Origin of the sequence: Planobispora longispora, assembly GCF_016863135.1 — a bacterium.
GTDB lineage: Bacteria > Actinomycetota > Actinomycetes > Streptosporangiales > Streptosporangiaceae > Planobispora > Planobispora longispora.
Genome location: NZ_BOOH01000009.1, coordinates 104,261 through 118,201, shown reverse-complemented (window position 1 = coordinate 118,201; position 13,941 = coordinate 104,261). Strand labels below are relative to the sequence as shown.

Here is a 13,941-nt window from a genome sequence, read left to right as displayed (position 1 = left end):
CCCATGAACGTCACCACCAAGCTGAGCCGGGCCGAAGAGCAGGTGGCCGCCTTCGACATCGGGCGCGTCGTCTCGTCACCGCTCACCGACCTCGTCGTGGCCGCCGCCCTCGCGATGACCGCGTTCCTGGAGGTCGCGGCGGACCACTCGTCCCTGGCCACGCTGCCCGCCCTGCTGGCCACGGCCCCGCTGGCGATCCGCCGCCCCCAGCCGTGGCTGGCCGTCACGCTGACCCTCATCGGGGCCGCCGGGCTGGTGCTGACGGGCGTGCGCGAGCCTCCCGTCGCCGTCGTGATCGCGGGTGTTCTCTCCTTCTACACGATCCTGCGCCGGATCGGCCGCGGGGCCGCCTGGGCCCTGACGGCGGGCGTCGGCGTGCTCCTCCTCGGCGCCGTCGCGGTTTTCGTGTTCTTCTCCTCGGCTTCGTATTCGTCCCTGCGGGACCTGGGCTTCATGGTGATCGTCCTGCTGAGCGTGACCCTGGCGACGGCGCTCGTGGCGGACGTGCGGCGGAGCCGTACGGAGATCAAGGAGGTGCGGGCGGACAACCTGGAGACCCTGCGCGAGCAGGCGGCGATGGCCGAGCGGGCGAGGATCGCCCGGGAGATGCACGACATCGTGGCCCACTCGATCTCGATGGTCGCCGTCCAGGCCGAGACCGCGCCCTACACCATCCCCGACCTCGACGAGCGGGCGAAGCAGGAGTTCGCCGAGATCGCGGCGAGCGCCCGCGGCACCCTCACCGAGATGCGCCGCCTGCTCGGCGTGCTCCGCGCCGACATCCCCTCCGCCCCGGAGACCGCGCCGCAACCGGGGCTGGCGCGGCTGCCCGAGCTGATCGGGCAGCACGACGGCGAGGTCGACCTGGACGTGGTCGGCGAGCAGGTCGAGGTGCCGCAGGCCGTGGACGTCTCGGCCTACCGGATCGTCCAGGAGGCGCTGACCAACGCCCGCGTCCACGCGCCCGGGGCCCGCGTCTCCATCGAGCTGGTCTACCGCCCCGGCCTGCTGGTCCTGCGCATCGCCGACAACGGCCCCGGCCCCTCCGAGAAGGCCGGGGAGACCGACGGCGGGCACGGGCTGGTCGGGATGCGCGAGCGGGCGCTCGCCCTCGGCGGCTGGTTCACCGCCGGAGCGGGCCCGAACGGCGGCTTCCTGATCCAGACGGGACTCCCCCTGGAATGACCGCCGCCGACCGTTCTCCGGCCGGATCCGCCGCCGGCCGCCCGGCCTCCGGGATGAGCTCGGACGCGGGGCCCGGGGCTCCGGCCGGGCCGATCCGCGTGCTCGTCGCCGACGATCAGCCGATCGTGCTGCGCGGGTTCGCGGCGGTGCTCGACGCCCAGCCCGACATCACCGTGGTGGGCACCGCCCCGGACGGCGCGCAGGCCGTGCTGCTGGCCCGGGACACCCGTCCGGACGTCGCCCTGCTGGACATCCGGATGCCGGAGATGGGCGGGATCGAGGCGGCCCGCAGGATCCTGGAGACCGAGGCGACCAGGATCATCATGATCACTACGTTCGACCTGGACGACTACGTGTATGACGCGCTCACCGCGGGGGCGAGCGGGTTCCTGCTCAAGGACGTCCGGGCGAACGACCTGGCCGAGGCGGTCCGCACGGTGGCCCGGGGCGACGCGCTGCTCGCCCCGAGGATCACCCGGCGGCTGATCTCGGAGTTCGCCCGGCAGCGGCGGCGGCCCCGGGCGGACGGCGACCCCCTGACCCCGCGTGAGAGCGAGGTCCTCCGCCTGATCGCCCAGGGCCTGTCCAACGCCGAGATCGCCGCCGCGCTGGTGGTCACCGAGCACACGGTGAAGACCCACGTCGCCCGGCTGCTGGCCAAGCTCGGCCTGCGCGACCGCACCCAGGCGGTGATCCACGCCTACGAGACGGGCCTCGTCCTGCCGCGTTCCTGAACCGGCGCGGCCCCTCGACGGCGGACGCCGTACCACCCGCGGGCGGTACGGCGTCCGGCCGGAAGGATCCGGAGGTCAGGCGGGGCCGGAGCCGGCGGTGGCGCCGGTCCGGTACAGGTCGGGCTCCAGGTAGATGACGCGGGCCTCCGGCACGGCCTCGCGGACGCGGCGCTCGGCCTCGTCGATGCCGCGGGCGATGTCGGCGGCCGTGTCGTCGTGCTCCACCGCGATCTTGGCGGCGACCAGGATCTCCTCCGGGCCCAGGTGCAGCGTGCGCATGTGGATGATCCGGGTGATCTCGGGAGCGCCCTGCAGGGCGTCGCAGATCTTCCTCTCGACCTCGGGGCCGGCGCCCTCGCCGATGAGCAGCGACTTGGTCTCGATCGCCAGGATGACCGCGATGACCGCGAGCAGGACACCGATCATCAGGGTGCCGACGCCGTCCCACACACCGTTCTCGGTGACGACGGCCATGGTCACGCCGAACAGCGCGAAGATCAGGCCGAGCAGCGCGCCGAGGTCCTCCAGGACGATGACCGGCAGCTCGGGGGACTTCGACCGCCGGATGAACGCGATCCAGGACTGGTTGCCGCGGACCGCGTTCGACTCCTTGATCGCGGTGCGGAAGGAGATGGTCTCGGCGATGATCGCGAAGATCAGCACGCCGAAGGCCCACTGCGGAGACTTGATGTTCTCCGGGTGGGAGATCTTGTGCCAGCCCTCGTACAGCGAGAACACCGCACCGATGGTGAACAGCACCACCGCCACCACGAAGGCGTAGAAGTAGCGCTCGCGACCGTAGCCGAAGGGGTGCTCGGGGGTGCGCTCGCGGGCCGCCCGCTTGCCGCCGAGCAGCAGCAGCGCCTGGTTGCCCGAGTCGGCCACGGAGTGGATGGACTCCGCGAGCATCGACGACGAACCGGTGAAGACGAAGGCCACGAACTTCGCCGCGGCGATTGACAGGTTTGCGGCCAATGCCGCGACGATCGCCTTTGTACCGCCGCTCGCGCTCACGGCAGCCTCCACTCCATCAATTCAGGAAAAATCAAGACAGGATCCTATTGGGAGATTCTGGCCTTGAGTTCATTGATCGCTGATACCGGGGTCGGATCGATGCCGTACCCGAGGGCGAGGTACGTACTCGCGTAGTCGCCCACCCCGATCAGCGTGGCCAGCCGCTCCAGCGGGTGCAGCCCCTCCGCGGTGATCTCGGTGACCGGCACGCCCCGATCCTGCGCCAGCCGCACCGACACCTCGCGCCGCCGGGCGGCCTGCGGGTGCTCCTCCAGGTCGCGCAGGACGAACAGCCGGAGCGTCCGCCCCGCCTCGTCGGCGAAGATGTCCCGCTCGGCCAGCGGCCCGTCGAAGGTCACCACCTGGTTGTGGTTGGCCTCCGGGATCTCGCCCCAGATCGCCGGGTATTTGGCGTTCTCGTTGAGCTGGCAGGCCCAGCGGTAGGCCGCGACCGCGGCCAGCCGGGAGGACCCCCAGATCATCGGCACCGTCTCGGCCATCTCCGCGGCCAGCGACTTGCCGGGGTTGATGAACGACTCGCTCGCCGGGCGGCAGCGGTGGGCGATCTCCTCCAGGCGCGCGGCCGTCGTCTCGAACACGGACTCGTCCGCCTCGACCAGGCCCATGCCGGCGGCCGCCACGATCAGCGGGACCGACAGCGCCCACATCCCGGCGCGCGGCTGCCCGTTGGTCGCGATGGGCACGAAGGACGCGCCCGCCTGCCGGGCGACCTCCTCCAGCGGCGAGCCGGCGGCTCCCACCGCCAGCAGGCGGCACCCGCGGCGCACCGCGTCGGTCGCCATCGCGATCGTCTCCTCGGTGGTCCCCGAGCAGGACACGGCGACGACCAGGTCGGCCACCCCGACCCAGCCCGGGAGCCGGTAGGAGCGCACCGTCACGATCGGCAGCGGCGCGCCGTTGCCGCACACCGCCTCCAGGACCTCTCCGGCGATGCCCGAGCCGCCCATCCCCGCGACCACGATGGCCCGGGGACGGCCGCCCTCGGCCAGCGACGGCACGCCCGCCTCGCGGGCGGCCCGGTAGGAGGTGCGTATCTGCGCCGCCGAACCCGCGACCGCCCGCAACATCCCGCCGGGATCGCCGTCACTCAGCCCGGCGGAGTCGTCGAGCCGGTCGGCGTCCCAGGTCACGGCTTCCGTGCCTCGTCCACCAGCAGCACCGGGATGTCGTCGCGGACCGGATAGACCAGCCCGCAGGCGGTGGAGGTGCAGGCCAGCTCGTCCGTCTCCGGTTCGGCGCGCAGGGGGGACTTGCAACTGGGGCAGGCCAGGATCTCCAGCAGCCAGTCGTCGATCTTCACTCGGTCAGCTCCTCACGACGGCCAGGACCTCGTCCCTGACGGCCGCCATCTGATTCTCGTCGGCCGCCTCGGCGTTCAGCCGGAGCAGCGGCTCGGTGTTGGACGGACGAAGATTGAACCACCATCCGGGGCCGGACACGGTCAGACCGTCCAGCTCGTCGAAGGTGACCCCGTCGCGGGCGGCGAAGGCCTCCCGGACCCGGGCCGCCGCGGCGGCCTGGTCGGCGACGGTGCTGTTGATCTCACCGGAGGCGGCGTAGCGGGTGTATTCGGCCAGCACCTCCGAGAGCGGCCGGTCCTGCTCGCCCAGCGCGGCCAGCACGTGCAGCGCGGCCAGCATGCCGGAGTCGGCGAACCAGAAGTCCCGGAAGTAGTAGTGGGCGGAGTGCTCGCCGCCGAAGACGGCGCCGGTCCTGGCCATCTCGGCCTTGATGAAGGAGTGGCCCACCCGGGTTCTCACCGGCGTGCCGCCGCGCTCGGCGACGATCTCGGGGACGCTCCGCGAGGTGATCAGATTGTGGATGATCACCGAGCCCGGGTGCTTGACCAGCTCCCGCGCCGCGACCAGCGCGGTGACGGCGGACGGGGAGACCGACGCGCCGTGCTCGTCCACGACCCAGCAGCGGTCGGCGTCGCCGTCGAAGGCCAGGCCGATGTCCGCGCCGGTCTCGACGACGGCCTTCTGCAGGTCGCGCAGGTTCTCCGGCTCGAGCGGGTTGGCCTCGTGGTTGGGGAAGGAGCCGTCCAGCTCGAAGTAGAGCGGGACCAGCTCGACGGGCAGCCCCGCGAAGACGGCCCCGACGGTGTGCCCGCCCATGCCGTTGCCGGCGTCCACCACGACCTTCAGCGGCCGGATGCCGGACAGGTCGACCAGGCCGCGCAGGTGGTCGGCGTAGCCCCGGAGCAGGTCCCGGCGCTCGACCGATCCCCCGGCGGCCGTGCCGGAGCTCACAGCGCCCGTGCCGGCGGCGCCCGAGGCCAGGATCTCGGCGGCCCGGTCGCGGATCTCGGTGAGCCCGGTGTCGCCGCCGATCGGGACGGCGCCCGCGCGGCACATCTTCATCCCGTTGTAGCGGGCCGGGTTGTGGCTGGCGGTGAACATCACGCCGGGCAGCCCGAGGCTGCCGCTGGCGTAGTAGAGCAGGTCGGTGGAGCCCAGGCCCGCGTGGACCACGTCGGCGCCCCGCGCCGTCGCCCCCCGGGCGAACGCGGCGGCCAGCGGCTCGGACGAGGAGCGCATGTCGTGGGCCAGCACGAGCTTGCCCGCCCCGATCACCTCGACGAAGGCGGCTCCGACCGCCTCCGCGGTCGCCTCGTCGAATTCGTCCGGCACGACGCCGCGCACGTCGTACGCCTTGAAGATCCTGGCGAGGTCGCCCACTCCAGCTCCGCCCCTCGGTGTCGTTTCTGCCGAACCCACCCTAGAGGGTTCAGCGGTCACGCTGAGGTTGCGCCGAACGGAGCACCCGCAGATGTCCGCGCCGCCCGATCTCGACGGCCTGGCCGACCGGCTCGGCGCCCCCCGCCGGGGCGGGCCTGGCGGCCTCGCGCACCGCGTTGGCGAGGGCCTCGAGGTCGTCCGTGCTCGGCGGCACGCCCTCCGTGGGCAGGCGGACCACCTCCCAGCCGCGCGGTGCGGTCAGCCGCTCGGCGTGTTCGGCACACAGGTCGTAGCAGTGCGGCTCGGCGTACGTTGCCAAGGGCCCGAGAACAGCGGTCGAATCGGCGTAGACGTACGTGAGCGTGAAAACGGCAGGCTGACTGCACGCGGTGCGGGAACAGCGGCGGACGGGGCTCACGGTGGTGACCGTATCCGGTAAGCGTCCGGGGCGCCACTATCTGAGCGCTCTTAACGAGCGTGTCGCCACAATTCGGACACCTGTCACGACGTTTCCTCCCTTTCCTCCCGTACGGCTCCGCCAGGCAAGACGATCTAGGAAACACACCCTAAGCTGGGCTCGTGAGCCCGGCACCCGGAAGACCCCGCTCCCCCCGCAGGCGCGACCGCCACGGGCGGGGCATGCGCGGCCCCCTGGCGCCCTCTCACGTGCCGATCGCCAAGGCCCGCAGCGAACGCTTCGACGACCTCGTCCTGGACGCCGTGGACCGCCTCAAGCCCCGCTGGGGCCGGCAGCTGGCCTCCGTGGAGTTCGCGGTCGAGGAGGTGCCGCCGGCGGCCGATCTGGGCGACGGCCCCGGCCTGCTCACCGGCGAGCCCATCCCGTTCGGCCGGGCCGAGCCCGCCGACGGCAAGCGCCCCGCCGTCGTCATCGTCTACCGCCGCCCGCTGGAGGCCCGCGCCGGCGACCGCGACCAGCTCGGCGCGATGGTGCACGACACCGTGGTGGAGCAGGTCGCCGGGCTCCTCGGCCTCTCCCCCGAGTCCGTGGACCCGGGGTACGGCGGCGACCGCGACTGACCGGCCGCCGGGCTCCCGGCCGGCCGGCGCCCGGTCAGGGGGCGTCTGACACGTCCCGGGGCAGGACGACCGCCGCGGACTCGCCGACCGGCGGGACCAGCGCCCACATGCGGGCCGCCGCCAGCGGCTGGACGGTCAGCGCGAGCCCGTCCTCGATCTTCTCGTCCATCACCCGCCCGCCGTACACCGGCCCCGATCCCGGCAGCGGCAGCACCACCACCGCGAAGGCGCCGTCCATCTCGGGCAGTTCGACCTCCTCGACGCGGGCGGCGGCGACGGCCAGCTCGAACGGCTCGGGCGCCTCCCCCGAGCGCGGCAGCACCTGCACGCTCACCTTGCCGGCCGTGTCCGGCGCGGCCAGCAGCAGCCGGGAGCTCTTCTTCTTGCCCGTGCGGTTGTCGGCCACGACGCTGCCCAGGTCGATCGGGGCCGTCCCGGCGGTGAAGGCCACGTCGGGTTCCTTTCCCGTCCCGGTGGCGACCACCCCGGCCACGATCGGCGTGTCGGAGGTGAGGACGAGCGCGGCGGGCTGGCCGCCGACGCCCTCGGACAGATCGACCGTCGCGACGGACCCGGCGGGCACCTCGACCAGCTCGCGGCCCTTGAGCGCGTAGGTCCCGTCCGGGGTGAGGGCTTTGACCTCGACCAGGGTGTCCACCTCGGCCGGGGTGGCGACCAGCAGCTCGCGCCCGCCCCCGCCGCCGGGCACGGCCGGCACCACGACGCGCGTGGCCGGGGGCGCGGCGGCGGGCAGCCAGTCGACGCCCTTGCCCCCGCGCATGACGGCGCGGGCCGCGGCGGTGACGCGGCCCGGACCGGTCCGTACCTCCACGGCCATGACGAGGGGGGAGGGGGCCAGGTCCGCGAGGTCGAGGGTGCGGCTCTCGCCGGGGCCCAGCGTGAGGATGCCTCCGGCCTCGCCGACCACCTGCCCCTCGCCCGAGTAGACCAGGATCTCCACGACGGCCGTGGCGAGGTCGGCGTTGGCCAGGTGCAGCGTGACGTCGGCGGCGGCCGGCCCCGGTCCGACCAGCCAGGTGCTCGCGGCCGGCTCCGCGCATCGCGTCCCGGCCAGCCCCCGGTGCCTGCCGGAGGTCTCCCTGCGCGTCTGGGCCGACTCCAGCCCCGCCGCGCTGCTCCCGGTGGCGGTCACCGTCACCGGGCCGGTCCCGTCGGGCGCCGTCTCGTGCCAGAGCCGCCCCGGCTCGTTCAGGGTGTCCAGGACCTTGTCCGCGGCCTCGATCCGCGCCTCGCCCGGGGCGACGACCTCGCCCCCCGGCGGCGTGACGACGCCGATCTGCGCTCCGGCCGGGTCGGGGCAGACGGTCGTCACGGCGGCCACGGGGACCTTCCGCGGACCGGGCGCCGGCTCGGCGGCCGGGGCGGGCCGGGTGACCGCGGCCACGCCGTACAGGGCGAGCATGGCCGCCAGCACCAGGGCCAGCGGGCCGAACCGGTTGTCGATCAGGTGCTTCACCGGGGCGCCAGCTCCCTCGTTGTCTCGGGCGGTTCCCGCGGGACGACCTCGCGGTCGGCGGCTCGCGAGCCGGGCGCGGCCAGGATCGCGACCAGCAGCGTCATCAGCGCCTGGGCCCAGAGCCAGCGGACCCGCCAGGGGTCCTCCTGCGGGGCCGCCGGGGTCGCGATGGGCTGGGTGAGCCGCCACACCCCGCCCCGCTCGGACAGGCTCACCCTGGCCAGCGCGGGCTGGGAGTCCAGGGCGCGGCCGACCGCCGGGTCCACCGGCGCGGCCACCACCACGAGCCGCACGCCGTGGGCGGCCAGCACCCGGGCGTCGTCGCCGCCCCGGCCCGAGACCAGCCCGGCCGCGGCCACGCCGACCAGCTCGCGGGGGCCGGCGGGCGAGGGGATGTCGGCCTCCCCGATGATCGGGGTACGGCCGCGCAGGACGGTGAAGACCAGACCCCCGCCGCGGCCTTCGGAGCGCAGGAGCAGGATGCGTTCCCCGCTCCGTGAGGCGGCGGCGGCCGAGGCGGGCATCACCTCGCGCACGTCCCCGCTGACCGGCCCGGTCACGCCGGAGGCGGCCCACAGGCCCGCCGCGAGCAGCGGCGTGGCGACCGCGGCGGCCACGACCAGCAGCGCGGCGGCCCGGCGCGGCCCGGCGGCGCGGGCTCCCCGGGCTCCGCGAGCTCCGCGGCCCCCTCTGGTCCCGCGGGCTCCGAGGAGTCCGCGGACGCGGCCCGCGGTGAGCGCGGCCGCCGTCAGCATCCCGAGGGCGGCCACCGCCAGCGGGACGCCGGGCCAGGCGGGACCCACGGCGTCGCCGTTGACCGAGGCGACCGGGATCCGGCTGACCAGTACGGCTGCCAGCAGCCCCAGCAGGGCCACGCCCCAGCCGATCGCGACGGCCGTCCGGTTCCCGCGCGCGAGCAGGGCCGCCAGGCAGGCGGCGACGAGGCCGCCGGTCGCCCAGAGCGGCGGCGTCCCGGGACCGCCGGGACTCAGCAGGAGCAGGGAGGCCGCGGGCAGCGCCGGGTCGGTCAGGTCGGGCCGGTGGAGTCCGGCCTCCAGCAGGAGCCGCCCGGGATCCGCGACCACCTCGGCCAGCCAGGGCAGCAGCAGCGCCGCCGGCACGCCGAACACGATCGCCGCCGAGAGGCCGGCTCCCCTGCGGGGGAAGGCCAGCGTGGCCAGGACTCCGAGAAGCAGCATGAGGGGATAGACGAGCGGGACGAAGGCCGTGCCGGTCGCGAGGAGGAGACCGAGGGCCCAGGCGGCGCGGCGGGCCTGGCGGCCCTCGCCGGTGAACACCGTGACGCCCAGGGCCGCGTAGGCCGGCAGCAGGACGAAGACGACGGCGGTGCCGAGCCTCCCGGCGGCGATCGTCCCGGTGGCGACCGGGAGCAGGGCGTAGGAGGACGCCAGCCAGACGCGGGCCGACCGGCCGGGGACCAGCGACCGGGTCGCCGCGTAGGCCGCGGCCCCGGCCAGCGGGACGCAGCCGAGCAGCAGCAGGGAGACCGCCAGCCAGGTCTGGCCGAACAGCACCGTGGAGAGCATGGCCAGCACCGCGACGTACGGCGGGGCCCAACCCTCGCCTCCCGGGCCCGCCCCGTGCCGCCCCTCGGTGTAGAGGGCCCACAGGTCCCCCGCCCCTCCGATCACCGGGACGAGCGCGCCGCCGCCCAGCCGGGCCCCGCCGACCAGGCCGCGCCCGGCCACCAACGTGATCACGAGGAGGACCAGGAAGAGCACCGTGCCCGGGTTGCGCAGGACCCGCCACATCATCCCGGCGTTCCCGGCGTCGTCGGCGAGCAGTTCGTCGCCCTCCTCCGCCGGGCCCGCCGCCTGGTGCCGTCCGGTGGACTCCACGAACCCCGACCCGGCCAGGTAGCTCTGGACCCGGTCCACCAGCCGCCGGTAACCCGCGCCCGGCGGCGTGAGCAGCCGCCTGACCGCGAGGTGGTTCTCCTTCCTGCCCGGGGCCCTGGCTCTGCGGGCTTTGATCATCCGTACCGGATGGGCGAGCACCGAGCCGAGCGCGACGATCTCGTCCAGAGCGTTGGCGGGCTGCTTGGCCAGCAGGAACAGGAGGGCGCGGAAGGACGATCCGGCGGCGTTGCGCAGCAGCGCCCACATCATCGGCCAGAACGGCAGGTTCGCCAGGACCACGAAGATCGCGTTGCGGCGGTCCAGACGGCGGGGGTGGTCGCCGCTGACGGTGATGCGGCGGCGGCGCCGGTGGGCGGCCTCGGCGTGCCAGGCGATCGCGCGGGTGACGTTGCGCACCCGGTACCCGGCCGACCTGACCCGCCAGCACAGGTCCAGGTCGTCCCGGAAGATCGACAGGAACGGGTCGAGCCCGCCGACCTCCTCCCAGACGTCACGGCGGATCAGCATCCCGGCGGTGGAGACGGAGAGCACGTCCCGGACGCCGTCATACTGTCCCTGGTCGAACTCGCGGGGCTCCAGCCCGGTGTCGCGGCGGCCCGTGCGGTCGACGGTGACGCCGACCTCCAGCAGGATCCGCCGGTCCAGCCAGTCGCGGAGCTTGGGCCCGAGCACCCCGGTGCGGGGGTCGGCGTCGGCGGCGTCGAGCAGGGTCTCCAGGGCCCACGCGTCCGGGGCGCAGTCGTCGTGGAGCAGCCAGATCCACTCGCGCCCGCCCGCGGGGTCCAGCCGGTCGAGCACCTCCGCGACGGCCTCGCCGAAGCCGGTGGAGCGCGGGAGGGTGAGCACCGCCTGCGGGCCGAGGACCTCCCTCAGCAGCGCGGCGCTGCCGTCACGGCTGCCGTTGTCCGCCCCGACGATCCGGTCCACCGGCCGGGTCTGCCGGAACAGCGCGTCGAGCGTCTCCCGCAGCCAGCGGGTCCCGTCGTGGGAGACGACGATCGCGGTGACGGTGTGGCGGAGGGGGGAGGAGTCGGTGCTGGGCATGCGTCCCGGGGTTCGCGAGGGGGGTGATCAGGACGACTACCATACGGCACCTTATATCCGGCGATATATCCCGAATAAAGTCCAGCCAGACGAAATCCCCTGCTATCCCGTGTTATCCCCGGTCATCTGGCTATCCGCAGCCGTCCCTCGCCGTCGCCCGCGCCTCCCCGTCGTTCCCGCCGCGGATGAAGTCCCGGGCGGGAGAGGACGGGGAGGGAACAGGACGGGATGGAACAAGGCCGGGGAAGACGGAAAAGGCCACGCGGCGTCAGCCGCGTGACCTCATCGAGATATCGCCAGGTGTCCTCGCCGGACGTCCCGGATGACCTTCACCTGCCAGGCGTCGCCCTCTCAGACGGCCTGACGCTTGATCCGGCGGCGTTCCCGCTCGGAAAGCCCACCCCAGATGCCGAACCGCTCATCATGCTCAAGTGCATATTCCAGACACTCAGCACGAACCTCACACGAACGGCATACTTTCTTGGCCTCCCGGGTCGATCCTCCCTTTTCCGGGAAGAACGCCTCCGGATCGGTCTGCGCGCACAGCGCGCGTTCCTGCCAGCCAAGCTGCTCTTCAGCGATGCTGTCCTGTGCGATGACCAGGTCGGCCACTGCACACCTCCCTGCCGCCCGCCCGCAATGGAGCCCCCCTTATGAACGCCTCCCCCTTACCCACCCGGAGGGAGGCGTAACAACACGCTTGTAATTTCACGCGTGCGCCTAATTACACGCGTGTACCCGGCGTGACGTCAAGCGGCATGCCGGTATCCGGGGAAAGACCCGCTCTCCCCGGTCCTGAATCGCATGCCTGCGACTGCGGCGGCCCTTCCAGGTGATCGTGACGATCACCTGGAGTGTTCAGTGCTCCCTGCGGTCGGAACCGTACCAGGACGTGCTCTGCTCCTGACCGGGGCCCACCCTTTCTCTATCACCGGTTTCCTCACCCATTGCCTGTCCCGAACGCTCCGGCGTGTAGATCGCCGTGGGGTCGATGGGCTGGGGCGACTCCCAGGACGACGCCGCCGGAGCGGAGTGAGCCGCCGGGGCCGGGCCGCCGAGCGGGTCCGCCCGGTAGGCGCCCGGGTCGAAGCGGAGCGTCGCGTCGGCGGGCGGCGTCTCCCACTGCGGCGCGGTCTGCGGAGGCTGCGCCTGCCCGAAGGAGGAGTCGTAGCCCGAAGACTGCTGGTCGTAGGCCGGGGCTTGCTGGTCGTAGGCCGGGGCTTGCTGGTCGTAGCCCGAAGACTGCTGGTCGTAGCCCGTGCCCGGCTGGGAGGCGGTGTACTCCGGCAGGCGCAGCTGCGGCTCGGTGCCGCCGTACTGGGGCTCGGCCCCGTAGGAGGGTTCCGCGGCGCCGTACGCCTGCTGCTGGTAGCTCTCCGCCTGCTGGTAGGCGTGGGCGATCTGCTGGGAGCGGGCGTCCATCGGATCGGGCACCGAGTAGTGCGGGGCCGCATCCGGGTACTGCGGGGCCGCGTCGGGGTACTGCGGAGCCGCCTCCGCCGCCTGCCGCGCGAACTCCGCGCCGGAGTACCCGGTCAGCGGCTGGCCGTAGTTGTCCGGCGGCTGCGGGAAGGACGCCTGGCTGTCGAAGGGCAGGCGGGGCTGGCTGTCCGCGGGCGTGTACGGCTGCGCCGGGGCGGCCTCGGGCTGCGCCGGGTAGTACGGGGCCTGCTGCTCGTGCGAGGACCCGTAGGACTCCTGCGATCCGTACTGCTCCTGCGATCCGTAAGCCTCCTGCGACCCGTAGGACGGCAGCTGCTGCGAAGCCCGCGGGTCCGTCGGCGACGGCGTGTAGGGCGCCGAGAAGGAGGAGTCGGACGGGGAGGCGTAGCCGGAGAGCTGCGGCTCCGTCGAAGACGGCTGGTAGGGGGAGATCTGCGGGTCGGCCTGCGGGGCGTAGGCCTGCTCCGCCTGCGAGGAGTAGGCCTGCTGCGGCTCGGCGTACCCGTGCTGGACCGGCTGCGCCTGCTCGATCGGCGCGCCGTAGACGCCGGCCGGCGGCTCGTACGGCTTGACCGGGGCCGGGGGCTGGACGTCCGCCGCGACGTACGGGCTGGGGGTGTAGGGCTGCTGCTCCGCGGGCTCCGCCGGGGCCTGGCCGTAGCCGGAATGCTGGGCGCCGTACGACTCGGGGGTGGAGTGAGCCGGCGCGGGCGGGAGCGCGGGAGGGCTGTAGGGCTGGGCGGGAGCCGGAGCGGCCGGCTCCTGCTGCCGGAAGGCCGTCGTCGCGGGCTCCTGCGGGAATCCTCCGGCCGCGGGCTCCTGCGGGAAGGCGGGAGCGGCCTGCGGGCCGGGGAAGGGGGCCTGCTGCGGCTGACCGTGGAAGGGCGCCTGCTGCGGCTGGCCGGGGACCGGTCCCCCGGCGTTGGGGGCGTAGGGCTGCTGGTACTCCTGCGGGTGCCCGCCGAGGCCGCCGAGGCCGCCGTCGGGACGGAAGCCCGCCGGGGCCGCCGTGAAGGGGACCCCGCCGGTCCCGGCCCTGGCGGGGATCGCCTTGGGAAGCAGGTAGAGCAGCGCCAGCGCGCCCAGTCCGAGCAGCGGGAGGCTCCGCAGGAGGAACTCGACCTTCTCCAGGAAATCGGTCGCGCCGCCGAACAGCCCGCCCAGCAACCCGATCGTGCCGAAGAGCACCGCGAGTGCGAGCGTGCCCACCGCCACGTAGACCATGATCTTCAGCCGGGCGATCGCCGGGCCGACGTTGCCCGCCAGCAGGACCGCCCCGACGAGCAGGGCGATGGTCACCGGCGAGACCAGCTGGGGCAGGTACACGGCCGCGCGGAGCGCGAAGGATCCGCCGCCGAACGTCGACTCGCCGAAGAGCAGTTGCTTGATGTCCACAAGGACGCCGATGGACGACGCGGCGACCA

At 73.7% G+C, this 13,941-nt stretch carries 12 protein-coding genes; 3 read left to right on the top strand and 9 right to left on the bottom strand.

The genetic code is table 11. The annotated features are described in order from the left end of the window. The first annotated feature begins 3 nt into the window (after nt 1-3). Together Plo01_RS04645 and Plo01_RS04640 are read left to right on the top strand one after the other, a co-directional pair. Nucleotides 4-1,185 carry an ATP-binding protein gene (locus Plo01_RS04645; protein WP_203889217.1) on the top strand — a complete coding sequence of 394 codons (1,182 nt, stop codon included), beginning with the start codon at nt 4-6 and terminating at the stop codon, nt 1,183-1,185. Between the two features lie 53 nt (nt 1,186-1,238). Next, complete coding sequence (locus Plo01_RS04640) at nt 1,239-1,919, top strand: response regulator (protein WP_203889282.1); 681 nt, start codon at nt 1,239-1,241, stop codon at nt 1,917-1,919. A gap of 75 nt (nt 1,920-1,994) precedes the next feature. On the opposite strand, the gene Plo01_RS04635 is transcribed toward Plo01_RS04640, so the two are convergent. Genes Plo01_RS04635 through Plo01_RS04615 form a run of 5 tightly spaced genes read right to left on the bottom strand, consistent with a single transcriptional unit; the run spans nt 1,995 to nt 6,053 of the window. Further along, nucleotides 1,995-2,933 (bottom strand): cation diffusion facilitator family transporter, encoded by a 939-nt coding sequence (locus tag Plo01_RS04635; RefSeq protein ID WP_203889216.1) that lies wholly within the window; start codon nt 2,931-2,933, stop codon nt 1,995-1,997. A 44-nt stretch (nt 2,934-2,977) separates the two neighbouring features. After that, nucleotides 2,978-4,084, bottom strand: a complete 1,107-nt coding sequence (locus Plo01_RS04630; RefSeq protein WP_203889215.1) for a bifunctional phosphoglucose/phosphomannose isomerase — start codon at nt 4,082-4,084, stop codon at nt 2,978-2,980. After that, nucleotides 4,081-4,254 (bottom strand): Trm112 family protein, encoded by a 174-nt coding sequence (locus tag Plo01_RS04625; protein WP_203889214.1) that lies wholly within the window; start codon nt 4,252-4,254, stop codon nt 4,081-4,083. The genes Plo01_RS04630 and Plo01_RS04625 overlap by 4 nt, the downstream gene beginning before the upstream one ends. Before the next feature lie 4 nt (nt 4,255-4,258). Further along, entirely contained in the window at nt 4,259-5,635 is a 1,377-nt protein-coding gene (locus tag Plo01_RS04620; protein WP_203889213.1) for a phosphomannomutase/phosphoglucomutase, read from the bottom strand. A gap of 49 nt (nt 5,636-5,684) precedes the next feature. Next, nucleotides 5,685-6,053, bottom strand: a complete 369-nt coding sequence (locus Plo01_RS04615) for a DUF3499 domain-containing protein (RefSeq protein ID WP_203889212.1) — start codon at nt 6,051-6,053, stop codon at nt 5,685-5,687. A 161-nt stretch (nt 6,054-6,214) separates the two neighbouring features. Between Plo01_RS04615 and Plo01_RS04610 the strand changes: the two genes are divergently transcribed. Beyond that, complete coding sequence (locus Plo01_RS04610) at nt 6,215-6,673, top strand: metallopeptidase family protein (RefSeq protein WP_239315879.1); 459 nt, start codon at nt 6,215-6,217, stop codon at nt 6,671-6,673. Nucleotides 6,674-6,707: 34 nt separating this feature from the next. Here Plo01_RS04610 and Plo01_RS04605 read toward each other — a convergent pair whose 3' ends face one another. The 4 genes from Plo01_RS04605 to Plo01_RS04590 form a co-directional block, all read right to left on the bottom strand. Then, nucleotides 6,708-8,150 (bottom strand): DUF5719 family protein, encoded by a 1,443-nt coding sequence (locus tag Plo01_RS04605; protein WP_203889211.1) that lies wholly within the window; start codon nt 8,148-8,150, stop codon nt 6,708-6,710. Beyond that, on the bottom strand, nt 8,147-11,074 hold the full coding sequence (locus Plo01_RS04600) for a glycosyltransferase family 2 protein (protein ID WP_203889210.1): 2,928 nt from the start codon (nt 11,072-11,074) through the stop codon (nt 8,147-8,149). Before Plo01_RS04600 ends, Plo01_RS04605 begins: the two co-directional genes overlap by 4 nt. Before the next feature lie 351 nt (nt 11,075-11,425). Beyond that, nucleotides 11,426-11,686 (bottom strand): WhiB family transcriptional regulator, encoded by a 261-nt coding sequence (locus Plo01_RS04595; RefSeq protein ID WP_084779585.1) that lies wholly within the window; start codon nt 11,684-11,686, stop codon nt 11,426-11,428. 246 nt (nt 11,687-11,932) lie between these two features. Then, entirely contained in the window at nt 11,933-13,912 is a 1,980-nt protein-coding gene (locus Plo01_RS04590) for a hypothetical protein (RefSeq protein ID WP_203889209.1), read from the bottom strand. Nucleotides 13,913-13,941: the final 29 nt, after the last annotated feature.